This window comes from Cohnella cholangitidis, from assembly GCF_014107495.1.
GTDB classification, from domain to species: domain Bacteria; phylum Bacillota; class Bacilli; order Paenibacillales; family Paenibacillaceae; genus Cohnella; species Cohnella cholangitidis.
The window spans coordinates 2,030,257-2,048,012 of record NZ_CP041969.1 but is presented as its reverse complement, the minus strand read 5'-3'; the positions used below and the strand labels follow the sequence as shown (position 1 = coordinate 2,048,012).

General features: G+C 52.5%; 15 protein-coding genes. 9 read left to right on the top strand and 6 right to left on the bottom strand.

From position 1 onward, the window contains the following. Positions 1–164: 164 nt before the first annotated feature. Positions 165–971: an alpha/beta fold hydrolase gene (locus FPL14_RS09765; RefSeq protein ID WP_182302799.1), complete on the top strand. Its 807-nt coding sequence runs from the start codon at positions 165–167 to the stop codon at positions 969–971. Positions 972–997: 26 nt separating this feature from the next. Next, positions 998–1,999 carry a sensor domain-containing diguanylate cyclase gene (locus FPL14_RS09760; RefSeq protein WP_182302798.1) on the top strand — a complete coding sequence of 334 codons (1,002 nt, stop codon included), beginning with the start codon at positions 998–1,000 and terminating at the stop codon, positions 1,997–1,999. 20 nt (positions 2,000–2,019) lie between these two features. Here FPL14_RS09760 and FPL14_RS09755 read toward each other — a convergent pair whose 3' ends face one another. The 6 genes from FPL14_RS09755 to FPL14_RS09730 form a co-directional block, all read right to left on the bottom strand. Continuing rightward, positions 2,020–2,562, bottom strand: a complete 543-nt coding sequence (locus tag FPL14_RS09755; RefSeq protein WP_182302797.1) for a chromate efflux transporter ChrA — start codon at positions 2,560–2,562, stop codon at positions 2,020–2,022. Next, a complete protein-coding gene (locus FPL14_RS09750) occupies positions 2,559–3,161 on the bottom strand; it encodes a chromate efflux transporter ChrB (protein ID WP_182302796.1) in 603 nt (200 codons plus the stop codon). Before FPL14_RS09750 ends, FPL14_RS09755 begins: the two co-directional genes overlap by 4 nt. 3 nt (positions 3,162–3,164) lie before the next feature. Then, entirely contained in the window at positions 3,165–3,617 is a 453-nt protein-coding gene (locus FPL14_RS09745) for a chromate efflux transcriptional regulator ChrS (protein ID WP_182302795.1), read from the bottom strand. 237 nt (positions 3,618–3,854) lie between these two features. Then, positions 3,855–7,214 (bottom strand): DEAD/DEAH box helicase, encoded by a 3,360-nt coding sequence (locus tag FPL14_RS09740; RefSeq protein WP_182302794.1) that lies wholly within the window; start codon positions 7,212–7,214, stop codon positions 3,855–3,857. A gap of 607 nt (positions 7,215–7,821) precedes the next feature. Beyond that, a complete protein-coding gene (locus tag FPL14_RS09735) occupies positions 7,822–8,142 on the bottom strand; it encodes an ArsR/SmtB family transcription factor (protein WP_182302793.1) in 321 nt (106 codons plus the stop codon). A gap of 472 nt (positions 8,143–8,614) precedes the next feature. Continuing rightward, a complete protein-coding gene (locus tag FPL14_RS09730) occupies positions 8,615–9,775 on the bottom strand; it encodes an ROK family protein (protein ID WP_182302792.1) in 1,161 nt (386 codons plus the stop codon). 177 nt (positions 9,776–9,952) lie between these two features. Here FPL14_RS09730 and xylA point away from each other — a divergent pair, with 177 nt between their 5' ends. The 7 genes from xylA (at position 9,953) to FPL14_RS09695 (ending at position 17,715) form a co-directional block, all read left to right on the top strand. Next, the gene (gene xylA / locus FPL14_RS09725; RefSeq protein WP_182302791.1) at positions 9,953–11,269 is read left to right on the top strand and encodes a xylose isomerase; all 1,317 of its coding nucleotides are present in this window, start codon (positions 9,953–9,955) and stop codon (positions 11,267–11,269) included. Positions 11,270–11,366: 97 nt separating this feature from the next. After that, positions 11,367–12,863 carry a xylulokinase gene (xylB, locus tag FPL14_RS09720; RefSeq protein WP_182302790.1) on the top strand — a complete coding sequence of 499 codons (1,497 nt, stop codon included), beginning with the start codon at positions 11,367–11,369 and terminating at the stop codon, positions 12,861–12,863. Between the two features lie 192 nt (positions 12,864–13,055). Continuing rightward, complete coding sequence (locus FPL14_RS09715) at positions 13,056–13,826, top strand: ABC transporter ATP-binding protein (RefSeq protein WP_182302789.1); 771 nt, start codon at positions 13,056–13,058, stop codon at positions 13,824–13,826. Next, positions 13,823–15,115 carry an ABC transporter permease gene (locus FPL14_RS09710; RefSeq protein ID WP_182302788.1) on the top strand — a complete coding sequence of 431 codons (1,293 nt, stop codon included), beginning with the start codon at positions 13,823–13,825 and terminating at the stop codon, positions 15,113–15,115. Before FPL14_RS09715 ends, FPL14_RS09710 begins: the two co-directional genes overlap by 4 nt. Before the next feature lie 75 nt (positions 15,116–15,190). Then, the gene (locus FPL14_RS09705; RefSeq protein ID WP_182302787.1) at positions 15,191–15,565 is read left to right on the top strand and encodes a hypothetical protein; all 375 of its coding nucleotides are present in this window, start codon (positions 15,191–15,193) and stop codon (positions 15,563–15,565) included. Positions 15,566–15,682: 117 nt separating this feature from the next. Further along, positions 15,683–16,273 carry a TetR/AcrR family transcriptional regulator gene (locus tag FPL14_RS09700; RefSeq protein WP_182302786.1) on the top strand — a complete coding sequence of 197 codons (591 nt, stop codon included), beginning with the start codon at positions 15,683–15,685 and terminating at the stop codon, positions 16,271–16,273. A gap of 65 nt (positions 16,274–16,338) precedes the next feature. Beyond that, on the top strand, positions 16,339–17,715 hold the full coding sequence (locus FPL14_RS09695) for an MFS transporter (RefSeq protein ID WP_182302785.1): 1,377 nt from the start codon (positions 16,339–16,341) through the stop codon (positions 17,713–17,715). Positions 17,716–17,756 lie beyond the last annotated feature (41 nt).

Below are 17,756 nucleotides of genomic sequence, written 5' to 3'. Positions count from 1 at the left end.
GAAATGCCGGAGAAAGCTCCGGATATTCTCGGCTCTTTGTTTGAAGGCGCCTAGAAGCTGAATCGGATCACGCGCGATAGGTTTTTTTATATAGATTCGTAGGGGATTGCGTTATAGATTAGTAGTGTACGAGCCTACGGCTAATCCAACGAGAGGTGAACGTGATGGCAAACAACATTATGGCCCGCAACAACGTTACGATTTCGGGGAAGGGCGAACGGCCGATAATATTCGCTCACGGTTTCGGATGCGATCAGGAGATGTGGCGGCATGTTGCTCCGGCTTTCGAAGAAGATTACCGGGTGATCTTGTTTGATTACGTAGGTTCCGGCAAATCCGATTTGGACGATTACGACCCGGGAAGATACGGTCATTTGAACGGTTATTCGCAGGACGTGCTCGAAATCGCCGATGCGTTGAATCTTCGCGATGCGATATTCGTCGGCCATTCGGTCAGCGGAATGATCGGAACGTTGGCGTCGATCGCCCGTTCCGATTATTTCGGGCAACTGATCATGCTCGGGCCTTCGCCTTGTTATGTTAATGATCTTCCCGGATACTACGGGGGATTCGATAGAAAAGATATTCAGGAACTGTTAACGATGATGGAAATGAACTTCAAGGGCTGGGCGAATTATTTGGCGCCGATCGTCATGAACAATCCCGAACGCCGAGAGCTCGCGGAAGAGCTTGAACAGACGTTCTGTTCGAGGGATCCCGTTATCGCGCGCCAATTCGCGGAGGTGACCTTCTACTGCGATTGTCGGGAAGAGTTGGATAAGGTTACCGTTCCGTCCCTGATTTTGCAATGCTCCGAGGATAGCATCGCTCCGATAGAGGTAGGGGAATACTTGCATTCGCATCTCAAGAAAAGCACGTTGAAGCTCATGAGCGCGAAAGGCCACTATCCGCACTTAAGCCATCCGGGTGAAACAACGCAGTACATTAAACAGTACTTAATGGATTCATGATTAGTGAACAGGGAAGGGCTCGACCAATGGACGATCAGTTGAATTACGCTCCTTGCGGATTTATTACTCTTACGAATACCGGAATCATATCCGACGCTAACCAAACGTTACTGAACCTGCTGCAGTATGATCGCGGCGATTTGCTCGGCCAGCATATCGAGAACGTGATGAACGTCGCGAACAAGATCTTTTTCCATACGTACTTTTATCCGTTCATCCAGCTTAACGGTTACGTCAACGAAATCTATCTTACGCTCAAGAACAAGGTCGGCGCGGAAGTGCCCGTTCTCTTGAACGGAGTCCGCAAGGAGCGCGACGGGGAGTCTTACATCGACTGCGTCCTGATCGAGATGCGCAAAAGGATCGAATATGAACGGGATATGCTGAACTCGAAGAGGAAGCTGGAAGAGCTGAATAAAGCGAAGGATGAAGCGCACGAGACGTTGAAAGCGTTGAACGAGGAGTTCGAGAGGAAGCAGGAGGAACTTATCAAGCTGAATCAAAGCCTTGAGGCGCAAGCGTCGACGGACGGCTTAACCGGCGTGAAAAACCGGAGAGCGTTCCAGGAAAGCTTGGCAGGGAGCTTGTCTTTGTTCAATCGGTTACAAATTCCGTTCTCTTTGCTGCTCCTCGACATCGATTTTTTCAAGCGGATTAACGATACATATGGCCATCCCGTAGGCGATGAGATTCTTAGGAAACTAGCGAAAACGATGCAGGCTCAGGCTAGGGAAAGCGATATCGTGGCCCGTTACGGGGGAGAGGAATTCGCCATTATTTTGCCGGACGCCAATCGGGACAATGCCATCCTAATAGCCGAGAGGTATCGGCGGGAGATCGAGCAAGCGGATTGGGGCGGATACCCGGTCACGGTCAGCGTAGGGGCGGCAACCGTATCGGAGGATGACAGCGATGAGACGTTGATCGTTAAAGCGGATCAGGCATTGTATACTTCGAAGAGCAGAGGCCGCAATCGGGTGACCCATTCGGATGACCTAAGCCCGCAGGAACAAGGAGGAGCAGACTAACCGTCTGGTCCTCTTTTATTTTATAAATGGGGAACGACAAGTCCGCCATAGATAAACGCGCATAGAATGACGAACGCCGGATGGATTTTGCGCTTCTCCATCGCCCATAACGCGATTGCCGCAATGATTATCGCTTGCCAGATGCCGAGGGATTCGATGGAGGTTCTGCCCATCTGCCAAGTCAGAACGAGCATGAGGACGGCGATTACCGGCTGCACGAGCAGCGTCATTCCTTTGACGACCGAAGATTGCCGATATCTCTGCATGATTCTTAGCAGTACGATCAGGGCGATCGCGGATGGCACGATCGTAGCGGCTAACGCCAGCAACGCGCCCGGGATGCCTGCTACGTCGTATCCGACGAAAGCGGCGATCTTGGTCGCGATGGGTCCGGGGAGCGTGTTGCCAAGCGCGAGAATGTTCGAGAACTGATGATCCGAAGTCCAATGGTAATGGGTTACGATCTCCTGGTACATCAGAGGAATCGATGCCGGTCCGCCGCCGTATCCGAGCACGTTGGAGATGAAGAAGCCGAGTATAAGGTCAATGAGGTCATTTATCATGAAGCTTCACCTTCGGATTTATTGGAATTGGATTTGATTCGGTTGACGATGCGGTAATGGAAGGCTCCATATCCTAAGAACAAGAGGATGACGATTGCCGGATGCACGGGCACGAGCTGAAGCAGGACGAACGAGATTCCGCAAAATACGACGAGCATGATCTTGCCTAACCCCGCGTAAGCCCTCTTGGCGAATTCGTAGGCCATAACGCCAAGCATGACGGAGATGACCGGCATAACCGCGACGATCATTCCTTGCACGACGGCAGAATGGCTTAAGTACTCCACGAAGGCAAGCAGGCAGACCATGGCGATCGCGGAAGGCAGAATGTGGGTTAGGACCGCCACGGCAGCGCCGAGAATTCCTCTCTGGCGATAACCGAGATAGGCGGCCATCTTAGTGGCGATCGGTCCGGGAAGGGCGTTGGCGATGGCGAGAATTTCCCCGAATTCGTCGTCGTCCATCCAACGGTAGCGGGTTACCGCTTCATAACGGATCAACGGGATAACGGACGGCCCTCCGCCGTATCCGAGAATGCCCGTCTTGCCCATTGCCCAGGCAAGTTGCGCGTAAGGGCGTTCTTTCGTTTGTTCGGACATCGGTTACAACCTCATTCCCATTCGGCTCTTATAGCGAGTAATCAATACCTGGCAGTCGACGCTCACGACCCCGGGCAGCCGATACAGCTTATCGTTCAAGAACGTTTCCATTTCTTTATTGTTCGTAAACAAGCCATGCATATGCAATTTGCTAGGTCCGGTCATATGATACAGACTGGTGACGGCAGGCTCGTCCGCTAAGGTGTCGGCGACGTCTTTCAGGCATTTCGGTTCGACTTCCACGTTGAAGAAGGCGGACACGGTAATGCCGATTTTCTCGGGATTGATGACGGCGGTAAACCGTTCGATGACGCCTTCGTCCATGAGGGCGTTGATTCTTGCTTGTATCGCTACGCGAGACAGTCCGATGTCCTTGGCCAAGTCCGTATAGGATATTCTTCCGTTCGCGTTCAAAGCTTTAATGATCTGCCGGTCGATGTCGTCGATGTTCTGCATAGGAAGTGCCCCTTTCTAAATAAAAGTAATATTGGATATACTTTATCGAAACGAAATCATTTTATATATTATAATTTCGATATGTAATAATATAGCTTTGTTTGATTACACTTTCAACTCCGCGAGCGGGAATTTATCGCCATGTACAAAATTGCTCTATTCTGTTCGAATAAAATAGGGGCAGTCCCATTCGGTCAAGTAAATAGACCTTAAGGGATTGCCCCATCCTATCGTGTGTTATTGCAGCATAAGAATTTCCCGGACTTCCTGCTCCGTCAAGGTGGATAAGGCTTCTTCGCCCGGTTGGATGATTTCTTCGATCAAGTTTTTCTTTCTTTGCTGAAGGGCGTACATTTTCTGTTCGACCGTGTCTTGGGTGATAAGCCGGAGCACCTGCACGACGTTTTTCTGTCCCATTCGATGCGCCCGGTCGGCGGCTTGTTGTTCTACGGCGGGATTCCACCAGAGATCATACAGGATGACCGTATCCGCCCCGGTCAGGTTAAGGCCCGTACCTCCGGCTTTTAAGGAAATGAGGAACAAATCCCTCTCGCCGTCGTTGAATCGGTTGCATAGCTCAACGCGATCGAAGGATGGGGTCTGGCCATCCAAGTAGAAATACGGGATACCCTGATAGCCGAGCTCTCTTCCGATCAATCCTAGCATTTCGGTGAACTGAGAGAAAACAAGCATTCTTTTGCCGGCGGTGCGGCATTCTTCAATAATCTCCAATAGCTGCTCGAATTTGGCTGAGCTGCCCTCATAGTCCTCTACGAACAGGGCAGGATGGCAACAGAGCTGGCGCAGCCTAGTCAAGCCGGCCAAAATTTTGATGCGGCTCTTCTGAAACCCTTCTTCATCAAGATGCTTCAGCGTTTCTTTCTGAAGCTTAGCCAAGTAAGCCATATATAGCTTTTTCTGCTCCGGAAGCAGTTCGGTAGCATGCAAGGACTCGATCTTCTCCGGCAGTTCCTTCAATACGTCGGTCTTCAGCCGCCGCAGCAGGAAAGGACGAATCCGCTTGGCGACCGTTTCTCTCGTCAACTCGTTAAACAGCCTTCGATCCTGGAACAGCTCGGGAAAGACGGCATCATAGATCGACCACAGCTCCTCGATGGAGTTTTCCACGGGGGTTCCGGTAAGCGCGAAGCGATATCGCGCTTGGATGGATTTCACCGCATGCGCGGTCTGAGTGGCATGGTTCTTGAATGCTTGGGCTTCGTCCAGAATTAGCGTATGGAACGAAGGCTGCGCATAAGATTCGACATCCCTTCGCAGAAGCGGATAAGACGTAATGACGACGTCGGAATCGGACAGCTGCTTAAGCGCGCGATCGCGGTCGACTTTGCTGCCGTCCGCAATAACGGCGCGGATTTCGGGAGCGAATTTGGTCAGCTCGTTGCGCCAGTTGTACATAAGAGAAGCCGGGCAGACGATGATCGCCGGCAATTGCCTGTCCCTGATATCGGGAAGCACGGAGACAAGGTAGGCGATGCTTTGAAGCGTTTTGCCCAAGCCCATGTCATCTGCGAGAATCCCCCCGAAACGATAATGAGCGAGCGTCTTCAACCACTGATATCCGTATTTCTGATAGTCACGCAAGACGGGGGCAAGACTATCCGGCACAGGGAAATCCAAGTTGTCCGGGTTGCGCATATTGTCGAGAAGCATGCGGAACGATTTGCCCAGCTTGATGGCTCCGCCTTGCTGGTCCGCATCCATCAGATGAAGCCCGCGAACAAGGGGAAGGCGGAATTCCGATCCCGTCATATCCTTGGGGACGCCGATCTCGTTCATAAACCGGTTGATCGCTTCATAATCGACGTTCTCTAGCGGCAGGAGCGCTCCGTTCGGCAGCTTGTAATATTTGCGTTTCTCGGCGAGCGATTTCAGAAGATTACGGATCTCGGTCTCGGGAACGCCCTCTATCTCGAATTTGCACTCCAGCCAATCCGTTCGTTCGTCCACGTCGACTCTGATCTTCGGGGGCGTATGCCCGACAAAGAGTCTAGCCTTCACGGCGGAAGTAGCATACACATGAAGCAGCTTCTCCAGTTGCGGGACGATAAAGTGCAGAAACTCGTATTCGCCGTCCTCATCGTCCATGAAATATCCGCTCTCGGTTTTGGCGAACCGGCTCAACTCCATCAGCTCGAGAATCCGTCCTTCCTGTTCGCCGTCCCTCATTAGAATTCGGTCCGATCCGCGCTTCTGGCCGATTCCCTCTAATGGATTGATAACAATGTCTCCATACTGGAACTCCAACCCTGCCAGCAATCGATCCCTAACCCGGTCCAAGTAAAGTTTGGCCTTGAGAGGAGCTTGTATTAATCGTTCGGTTACGTCTTGAGCAATTCGGACGCTTCCCAGCTTCATGAGGCCGGGAATGACCTGCTCCATGAACGACTCCATTTGATCCGGCAATATCCGAACCCGGCTCTCGCGGGAGGACTCCAACATTTGCTTGAGTTCCGATAGCCGGGTGCATTGCTCCGTTTTCAGCTTCAACAGCTTGCCGTCGGTAAGGACGATTCCGTAAGCGTCCATGACGGTTATCCGATCCAAGCCGGTAACGTCCAGTCGATAGCTGATGTCTTCGCTATCTGCTTCGGCTCGATTGAATTCGAATCGAAGCGGCAACTGCTCGTCCGAAACCTGTATGCCTTCGTAAGTTACGCCTTCTTGTTCCAGCTTGGCGTGAGGGGCTTGAGCGATCAATGGCGCAAGTTTATCCCACGAGGCGGGAGGAATCAGCAACATTCTGTCCCCGCTCAAATGGCTGGCATGCGCAGAGTAGATGCTGGACGTTTCCCGGTACATTTTCTCGTTGCGATAAATCTCGATTAGCAGCCGGATAACGGCATGGTTCTCTTGCGTAAAGCTGTGCATCTCGGGATCGTAAGAGAAGTGCTTGGTGAATACGTACTCTTCGCTTCGGTCTATCCGTTCCAGCAATTCTCTGATTTTCCGTACGACGTACAATCTTCCAGAACCGACCTTGAGCTCCACGCCGAACATATATTTCCGATAACCGTACGGAAAAGGGCTGAAAACGAATTCCACGTCCAGCGCCTGCCTCGTGTCGAACAAATGCCGCGCTCGGCTTGAACGGGACGGTTTGTTGCTGAACAGGCCGAGCACTCCGTTGCTGAGGCCGTTGTCCCCGGAGTGGGTGCGGTCGCGGGAAGCGGCATGCGCCATCGACGAGGAGTAACGCGGAGTTAAACGGCCCGATCCGTTCGTTCCGGAGCGATATGCATCCGGCTGCAGCCTAGATTCCGCGTAGGAACGAACAGGGGATTTGCCCGCGTTCTGAATGTCGTGAATGTTGAGTAAGACCGCGGCGACATGCTTACAGTATTTAGGGGAAATATCGAATACCGGGCAATCGCATTGCGCGCGGACATCCCCGTTGTTGTCGATATCGACGCGTACTTGGAAGCTGTCGATGCCTTTGACCGTAGCGCGGTAACGGGAGGAGTCGGAATCGTATTCCGTGATCGCGACTTTGCCGGACCGGTATTCGGATTCTCCGCGTTCGTACGAATACGGGCCGCATAATAGCTTGATAACCCGTTTGGTCAATTGAAAGGTCATTGCTGTGATCCTGCCTTTGGCGTGCGAATTTGTTTGATTTTCCGAAATTTATATATTCATATGATAACAGATTGGAGCGGAAATTGACGCTTGGGACGTATTTGGATGGGATTAGGACAACCGGCTGGATCGATTTTCAAACGATGGGCAATGGAAGCAAACGATCGACTATCCCGAAAATAAGAAGGATTGTTATCGATGGACGGAAGGAGAGAACAGCCGCGTCTACGATGCAAATCGGGGACAGATCTATCTCGTGCACGGATGTACGGTTATCCGCATTCACTTGATTAGCGGCACGACGGAGGGGAGAAGGGTTGGGTTAGCGAAGGGGTACGTCATGCCGCAGACGGATCAGCCGGCATGAAGCTGTGGTATAGAGCCTACAACGGTCAGGTTGCTGAGGATGAAGCTCAATCTGCTACCGTGGATTCAAGCCAATTAAATCCGCGGTAGCCGGGGAGAGCATATGATGGCGGAGAGTTATCGAAAACGATCTTCGAGCGAAATAGCGGCACGAAAGAGTTCTCTTCATGCAAACAATATTCACCTATAAAAAAAGTGCCTTCAATGAGCCGCGATAGTCTCGATTGAAGCACGTGAGCGTTTAGCTCCGTTCAACCAAGCGGGATAACGACCTTAAGCGTTCTTTCCGGCCGGGCAGTTGGGATAAAAATATTCGCAGGTCGGGGAAGTCGTCCAAATTCAAAGAATAGAAAACCCACTGCCCTCGTTTGGTTTCCCTGACCAGACCGGCGCTCTTGAGCTTGCGCAGGTGCTGGCTGGCATTCGGTTGGCTCGTGCCTAGTAGATCTACGATATCTCCAACGCATAAATCCCGTTCCTGAAGGAGGCCTAACATAGCCAACCTCGTCCTATCTCCTAGCAGCTTCAGCAACTCCGCCATTTCCGCCAGCTTATCGTTCATTTTCCCAACCTCTTTTCTCGGCTCAAGTACCCCGGGTGATAGGAATAGATTCGTATATAACGATATAGTAATTTATAACATAAAATACTAGCGTAATAAAGGATGAGAGAGTAGTTTGCCAAAGTCGGAAAAAGCGACAATGAGAGACTGGATGCGAGAAAAGAGGCCGTCAAAGTCGCAAAAAGCAACTATGAGAGAGTGAATGCGAAAAAATGGGCTGCCAAAGTCGCAAAAAGCAACAATGGAGGACGCCACCGCGAAGCAAAGAAGGCTGCCAAAGTCGCAAAAAGCAACAATGGAGGAGCCACCGCGAGCAAAAAGGCCGCCAAAGTCGCAAAAAGCAACAATGGAGGAGCCACCGCAGAGCGAGAAAGGCTGCCAAAGTCGCGAAAAGCAACAATGGAGGAGCCACCGCGAGCAAAAAGGCCGCCAAAGTCGCAAAAAGCGACTATAAGGGAGCCGCAGCTCCCGTCTATGTCGCTTTGACCCGGGCGAAGAAGCCGGCGATGGCCATTTCCGCGGCCCCCATCATGGACGAGCGTTCGCCAAGCTCCGCGAATAGGAGTTGGACTTTGCGCAGATGGAAACCGAGCGCGCGTTGGATAACCGTCTGCCGGAGAGGGCCTTCCAGCCACGGGCGCGCTTGGCTCATGCGGTTGCCGATGACGACGGCGTCGGGGTTGAACACGTTGACGATGTTGGCGATGCCGACGCCCAGATATTCTCCGATACCAGAGAATAGCTCCAACACGTCTTCCCGCCCCGCGGATGCGGCGGCGAGCAAAGCTTCCAAATCCTCGAAGCCGAGCGGGGCCGCTTGCTCCAGCAACGCTTGCTCGGAAGCGTACATCTCCCAGCATCCGCGATTGCCGCACGTACAGTTCTTGCCGTGCGCTTCGACGGATAGATGTCCCATCTCCCCGGAAAATCCCGATGCGCCCTTATAGAGGGACTTATGCAAAATTAACCCGGTACCGATCCCGATTCCGACGCTGACGTAAATTAAGTTGTTAATGCTGCGGCCTGCACCGTACTTCTGCTCCCCGAGCGCGCCCATGTTGGCTTCGTTGTCTATCGTAATGGGCAACGAGAACCGCTCCGATAACAGGCGCTGCAACGGAATATCCCGCCACTTCAAGTTGGGAGCGAACAGTATCGTCCCGGTATCGTCCACCAGACCGGGCACGCCGACTCCGATGCCGACAATACCGTAAGGACTCGAAGGCGCTTCCGCCATCAGATTCTCGATGCAGACGCATAATTGATCTACGGCAGCTCCCGGCTCCGATTGGCGCAGAGCGGAGGTTCTTTCCGCCACGATATTTCCCCGCAAGTCGGTTAGCACTCCGCGTATGTAATTGACTCCTAAGTCGATGCCCACGGCATACCCGGAAGTTGCGATGAATTCCAACAGAACGGGCTTTCGTCCGCCGCTGGATTCCCCCGTGCCGATTTCCTGAACCAACGATCCGTCTATCAAATCTTGCACGAGACTGGAGACGGTCGCTTTGTTCAGTCCGGATTGCTCGGAGATTTGGGCACGGGAAAGCGGTGCGCCGCGCAATATATACTCTAGCACGATCGCCGTGTTGATTCTTTTGATTAAAGCCTGATCGCCTGTGGGTGTCGTCATTTCCGAGAAGCGACTCCTTCTATTGCAAATTCTATTTCGTTGCGTTGTATCTTGTTACCTATCATACCACATAAAGTTTCTAAAAACTTAGTTTATTGGATAGACAAACTAAGTTCGGGCATGATATGCTGATGTCAGAAAAGAAATTGATATCGCTTACAGGGAGGCAATATTCTAATGAGCAAGTTTACTAATGTTCCTAAGATTCAGTACGAAGGACGCGATTCGAAAAATCCTTTCGCTTTTAAGCATTACAATCCGCAAGAGATCGTATTCGGCAAAACGATGGAAGAGCATCTTCGTTTCGCGGTCGCATACTGGCATACGTTCAACGCGAACGGCGCAGATCCGTTCGGCGCGGGCACGGCTGTTCGCAGCTGGGATTCCTTGTCCCCGATCGATAGAGCGAAAGCTCGCGTAGAAGCGAACTTCGAATTGCTTGAGAAATTAAACGTTCCTTTCTATGCTTTCCATGATGCGGATATCGCTCCGGAAGGCGCAACGCTGGCCGAGTCGAACAAAAACCTGGACATCATCGTAGCTATGCTTAAGGATTACCAGAAGTCTACCGGCAAGAAGCTGCTGTGGAACACGGTAAACTTGTTCACGAACCCTCGTTACGTTCATGGCGCAAGCACGACCAACAATGCCGAAGTATTCGCTTACGCTGCGGCAACCCTGAAAAAAGGCCTTGAAGTCGGTAAAGAGCTCGGCGCGGAAAACTATGTTTTCTGGGGCGGCCGCGAAGGTTACGAGTCGTTGCTGAACACGGATCTCAAGCTGGAACTCGACAACTTGGGACGTTTCCTGCACATGGCCGTAGATTATGCCAAAGAAATCGGCTTCGACGCGCAATTCCTGATCGAGCCTAAACCGAAAGAGCCTTCCAAGCACCAATACGATTTCGATTCCGCTACGGCTATCGCGTTCCTGCAAAGCTACGGCTTGAAAGATCACTTCAAGCTGAACATCGAAGCGAACCATGCGACGCTTGCCGGCCATACGTTCGAGCACGAGCTGCGCACCGCTCGCATCAACGGCATGCTGGGCTCGATCGACGCGAACCAAGGCGACATGCTGCTCGGATGGGATACGGACGAATTCCCGACGGATCTCGTATCCACGACGCTCGCTATGTTCGAAATTCTGAAGAACGAAGGCGGGATCGGCCGCGGCGGCGTGAACTTCGACGCGAAAGTACGCCGTTCCTCCTTCGAGGACGAAGATTTGTTCTTCGCCCATATCGCAGGTATGGACACTTACGCTCGCGGCTTGAAAGCGGCGGCTAAGCTGATCGAAGATCGCGTTCTTGACGATATCGTAGACAACCGCTACCGCAGCTTCAGAGAAGGGATCGGCGCCGAGATCGTATCCGGCAAAGCGACATTGAAATCGCTGGAAGCATACGCTTTGCAAGCTAAACCGATCCGCAACGAATCCGCTCGCTTGGAGCAAATCAAAGCGACATTGAACGACGTCATCTTCAGCGTATAAGATAAACAGAGCATATTGGTGGCCTAAACGGCACGACCATTCCGTCCCCCGGAAGGAACCGGCGGGGCGGATTTTCATATGAGGAGAGGTTAACCCCATGAAATATGTCATTGGCGTAGATTTGGGAACAAGCGCAGTGAAGACGTTGCTGATCGGGCAAGACGGCAGCGTAAAAGCGGAAGCGACCAAAGAATATCCGCTGTATCACGAGAAATCCGGCTGGAGCGAGCAAGATCCGGAAGATTGGGTAACGGGAACGACGGGGTCGCTTAAGGAGCTGCTTGCCAGCTCGGGCGTAAACCCATCCGATATCGAGGGAATTAGCTTTTCGGGGCAAATGCACGGCCTCGTTCTCCTCGACGAGAATAACATGCCCGTGCGCAGAGCCATTCTATGGAATGATACGCGTACGACGGAACAATGCCGGGAGATCGAGAGGACGCTCGCCGATAAGCTTCTAGCCGTTACTCGCAACCCTGCCCTGGAAGGCTTTACGCTGCCCAAAATTTTATGGGTTAAACAAAACGAACCGGACGTCTACGCGAGAGCGAGCCGTTTCCTCTTGCCTAAAGATTACTTGCGACTGCGCCTGACGGGCGCAACGCATATGGATCTGTCCGATGCCGCGGGAACGTTAATGCTCGACGTGGCGGGCAAGAGCTGGAGCGCGGACGTGCTTAACGCTTTTGAAATCCCGCAATCGTTCTGCCCTTCGTTAGTGGAAGCAGGCGCATACGTGGGAACGATCTCCGCCGAGGCTTCCCGGTCGACCGGGCTAACGACCGCAACGAAAGTGTTCGCCGGAGGGGCGGACAACGCATGCGGAGCGATCGGAGCGGGCATCTTGTCGCCGGGACTTACTCTTTGCAGCATCGGAACGTCCGGCGTCATCCTTACCTATGAAGCGGATGCTTCCGCGGATTATCAAGGCAAAGTCCACTTTTTCAATCATGGCAAAGAAAACGCGTTCTACGCGATGGGAGTAACGCTGGCAGCCGGGTATTCCTTGAGCTGGTTCCGCAATACTTTCGCCAAAGGCGAATCGTTCGATGCCATGCTTGAAGGAATCGGAGACATTCCTGCCGGATCCAACGGCTTGTTGTTTACGCCCTACATCGTAGGCGAACGCACTCCGCACGCGGACGCGAAAATTCGCGGCAGCTTCATCGGAGTAGACGGAAGCCACACTCGCGCGCATTTCGCCAAAGCGGTTATGGAAGGAATTACGTTCTCGCTGAACGAATCCATCGATCTTTTCCGCGCGGCGGGCAAAACCGTGGACACGATCGTATCGATCGGCGGCGGCGCCAAAAATCCGCTATGGCTGCAAATGCAGGCCGACATTTTCCAAGCGAATGTCGTCGCGCTTGAGAACGAGCAAGGCCCGGGCCTTGGCGCGGCTATGTTGGCAGCGGTCGGCAGCGGCTGGTTCCCGACTCTGGACGCATGCGGGGAAGTGTTCGTGAAGCATGCGCGCACGTATCGCCCGAATGAAGAAACAAGCAAACGGTACGAGCAGCTATTCCGCATCTATCAGCAAGTCTACTCCCAAACAATGGAAATTAACCATTCCTTGCATGCTTTTCGAAACTAGCATTATGGGATAGAATGTATGTAGGATCAGGGTGCCTCCCTTTTCCGGAAGCCTCCGCATTTCCCGGCCGGTAACCGGGAGGAGGCTTTTTTCTTTTGTCCGGATTTAACGGAATAATCCAAGTCGCCTGATTGAAACTTCACAATCGGCCTCTTCGTATGTTAAAGAAGCTTGACGGAGGAGGAGTAGAAGTTGCCAATCGGAAAAGAACCGCTATTCCGCGCGGACGTAGCAGAAGCCGGATACGAACCGGGACGCCCCATCGTGCGCGATGTTGTCTTGACCGTTCAGTCCGGTGAACGAGTCGGATTGTTAGGTCCGAACGGAGCCGGGAAGAGCACCCTTATGAAGGGGTTGCTCGGCCAGCTTCCCCATTGGAAAGGAAAGCTCGCGTGGCATGGAATAGAAGGAGAAAACGCTGAAGCCGGGGACTTGTCCTCGCGAATCGCCTACATTCCGGAACAACCCATATTATACGAACGGATGACGTTGTGGGAGCATCTTGTTCTCGTCGCGGCTGCGGGAAGCATTCCCGAGGAATTGTTCCGCGAACGCGCGGACAAGCTGTTGCGCAGATTCAGGCTGCATGCCTTTAAACACGAATATCCGTTTAGATTTTCAAAGGGAATGCAGCAAAAGACGATGCTCATTATCGGTTTCTTGCTGCAGCCCGAGCTTTATTTAGTGGATGAACCGTTCATCGGGCTCGATCCCGGCGCCGTAATGGAATTGCTCGACGCCTTGGAGGAGGAGAGGAGCCGCGGAGCGGCGGTATTGTTGACGACGCATGTACTCGATTCGGCGGAGCGATTATGCGACAGGTTCGTGCTAGTCCACGGCGGGGGAGCAGCCGCTTCCGGAACCTTGGACGAGATTAGAGCCGCCGCGGGGTGCGGTCCGGAGGCGAGATTGTTCGATTGTTTTCATAAGTTGACATACATCGATGACGAGGTGCGGGCATGATACGCGAGCCGAACAAGGATGCATTTCGTCCCGACCGATACGAGCCGCTCCTCATGTTCATCGAGCGGGTGTCCGCCAATTGGACGGCCGTCTGGAAAATCTGGCGAACGGTGATGGACTGGGCGACTTGGCTGTACGTTTTGCTTCCCGGCTTTTTCATCTTCGGCGGCATGTACAGGGATCTGTTGCGCGATCCTCCGGTAGGCTTGGACCATAACATTCTCGTAGGGATCTTCATTCTTCTTGGACTATTACAATTGATCGGCAAATATAGAACGTTCGCGGAACCCGGGGACGGATTATTCCTTCATCGCCGGGCAAGGTGGATTCGCGGCAAAGTCATGGGAGGCTTCCTATACGGAATCGTCACCAGGCTCCTGATCTCATCTCTGTTCATTGCCGTCGCCTCGCCTCTTTTGCTGCAAATTTTCCGGCTCTCCGGGAGCTATCTGCTCGTTCTAATTCTCTATTGTTCCTTATTCGGCTTTGTATGGATGCTGCTGAGAGATCGATTAACGCAAACGTGGAAAGGCTGGAAAAGAGCGCTCGTATCGATTGCGGGTTATCTCGCGTTACTCTATCTGTTTGTTTCTTTCGCCGTCATAGGAGAAGATAATCTAGCCGCTATGGGGCTGGCAATCGCGGCCCTGACGGGAATCTCGGCTTGGCTGATGATCATGCGTCTAAATATGCACGGTACATTCCTGCACGAGATCGCGATAGAGAACTCCCTCTATGCCGGTAACGTGAGGTTTATTCTTAAAGAGGCAATGGACAAGAAGCCTGCCCCGATGCTGCGCAGACCGATGCTGTTCAAACGTTCGCAGCCTCTTCTTAAGCACCGTGACGATGCTCACAGGCTGCTCGACAGTTGGTTTAAATCCGTTCTGCGCAGATCGGATCTCTTCCAACCCGTTCTCAGTTTTACCGGCGCCGGGATAGCCGCAACGCTTGCTTCGCCGGCGTTATTGGCGGCAATCGTCTGGCTCGCCTTGCCGATGCTTCTCATGCTCATGGTGCACAGGCAGTGGATGAACTGGTTGACCGAGCCTTACATTGCTTTGTTCAAATGGCGTATTGAAATGCTTGAACAAGCCGCGAACAAGGCGAGAGTATGGGGCGCATTGCCGGCAATGACCGTATGGGCATTTATCGTAGGCGCGAAGATAGGCTTCAGTTACGGAGGGGCGGGCTGGCTGGCCCTGGCGGTGGCGCCGTTAGCCGGTTATTTCTGGGTACGATTCGTTAACCATGCTTTCGTTACTCTTAAGGTTTTTCGCCAGGAATAGGAATAAACGGTACCCCCTTTTGGAAAACCTATGCGGGATTGGATGCGTTAATGGTACTTGGAGAGGATGAGTGACATGAAGCACGCCGCCCTGATGTTCCAGTTCCCGGACGAAAATCAGGCTCGATTGGCTGGAGAGACGTTAATGGAACTAGGGTACGAGCCGCAGCTGCACGAGGAAGGAAGGCTTCATATCCACGTACAGGACGAGGATTTGACGTCCGCGCTCGAGATCGTGCAATGTTATGCGGGACAGTTGATGGAACATGCGCCGGCGGAAGTCGTGGACGTGACCGACCATGCCTATGGCATGGGAGATATTCCGATCCCGGCGCATACCGTCAACGAGGATTGGGAGGAGAGTTATCAGGTGGCCAGCTCCGCGGCAGAAGGCGAAGGGAAGAGCTTCTCCGCCGATGACGGCTCGTACGATCATTTCGAGGCTACTTGATCTTTCGCATGGGAGAGGAAAACAAGGCGTGGAATAATCGATCCAGTTGTTGACATTAATCCATTACCCGAATACAATTATGAATGTAAGTAAGTGCTTGCATTAAGGGGCGGGAAAATGGGCAACAATCAAAGCACTGGAGATAAGCTTCTGCTAGCCGCTATCGATCTCATGGCGGAGAAGGGATATGACGGGACGACGACCAAGGAGATCGCCGTTGCCGCGGGAGTGAACGAAGTCACGTTATTTCGCCATTTCGGCACGAAACAGAAGCTGCTGGAGACTGCGTTTAGCCGCTATCATTATGCCGATGAAATGACAAAGCTGTTTAACGAGGGACTAAGAGGGGAATTGCTCTCGGATTTGCTCTTGATCAGCCGAACGTATCATAAGCTTATGAAGCGGAATCGAAAGCTATTTTTAATCGCGCATAGAGGCAGCGGCAGTCTCCCTCAGGAAGTTTATCAGGAGGCGGGGCGCCATCCTCAACAACTGAAAAAACTGTTAACGAATTATTTAATCGCCATGTCGGAGCAAGGCAAGGTTTTGACTTCGAATGCGGAATTGCAAGCATTATCTTTCATGTGGATGAATCATGGCGCTTTCATCAGCAATCACTTGAACGCCAAAGAGCCGATGCCGGAAGATTCGTTGGATGAATTTATCGAGGAAAGCGCACGGTTATTCGCTAGGGCTTTGACACCCTAGTTTTTTTATCCAAATATTGCAAGTATGTACTTACATTCATTATTCGATTAAAGGAGAGATTAACGATGAGTTCCGATCTTCGGCAACGAAAAGGCATGATTTTAATGCGTTTAATGATGTTTACCGTCATGCTATCGTCGATGAGCGCCCTTATGTTTAACGTCGTGCTTCCGCAAATTAGCGAGGAGTTTCATCTTACGCTCGCTCAAGTAAGCTGGTTGTCGTCGGCCTATACGCTTATCTACGCATTTGGAACGGTGACGTACGGGAAATTGGCCGATAGATTCCAACTGAAAAGCCTGCTGACGTTCGGACTGACGCTGTTCGCGGCGGGTTCGCTCATCGGACTCGTGTCCCAGACGTTCTGGTTGGCGTTGCTCGGAAGGTGTCTGCAGTCCGCGGGGGCCGCGGCGATTCCGGCGATTGCTTTGATCATCCCGGTGCGGTACTTTTCGCCCGAGAAGCGGGGCTCCGCTCTAAGCATGACGGCCGTCGGGATCGGGCTCGGAAGCGCTCTTGCGCCCGTCATCTCCGCGATTGTCGTCAGCTTCGCGGACTGGCGTTGGCTGTTTCTGCCTTCTTTGTTCATTTTGCTGTTGCTTCCGTTTTATCGCAAATATTTGGAGCATGAGCCGAAAGAAGCTCCCCGTAAATTCGATTGGCTTGGCGGAGGCTTGCTCGCTGCATCGATTACGCTGCTTTTACTAGGGGTTACGAATCGAACCTGGCTATACTTGGTTCTAGGATTAGCGGCATTAATTCTCTTCGTCGTGCGAATCCGCTACGCCAGAGAAGCTTTTATCCAGCCTCGGCTATTTCGTAACCTGAAATATTCCATCGCGCTGACATTTGCATTTCTCATCAGCGGCATAGGCGTTTCTTTATATTTTTTAACGCCGGTTCTGTTGTCCGAAGTCTATCATCTCGATTCCAGTTGGATCGGCTTTGCCATGGTTCCGGCAGCGGCAGCCTCCGCTATCCTGGGAAGGAAGGGCGGCAAATTGGCGGATCGGAAAGGCAATTCCTACCTGTACTCCGTGGCTTCCGCTAGTTTAATCGCTTGTTTTGCCTTGTTGGCCGTCTTTACGGGAATCTCTCCGGCGTGGATCGCTTTCTTCTTGATGTTCGGCAACGTAGGCCAATCCTTCATGCAGATCGCGATGTCCAATTCCGTATCCGGATCATTGCCCAAAGACCAGGTCGGAGTGGGCATGGGGCTTTTCTCGATGGTTAGCTTTATCGCCCAAGGAATAGCGGCAGGCGTGTACGGCATCGTATCGGAGCAGGGCACGGCGACGAATTGGCTTCCTGTCCATACCGATCCGGGCAGTTCCCTATTCAGCAATATATATGTCGTGCTTGCCGTCCTGCACGTGGGGATGTTGTTGTTCTACCGATTGCAATTCCGCGCACCCAAAACGAACGTTGCCGTTGAGCGCTGATCCTATGGCAGTAAGAGGCTGTCCCATAAGTCATCTTAGAT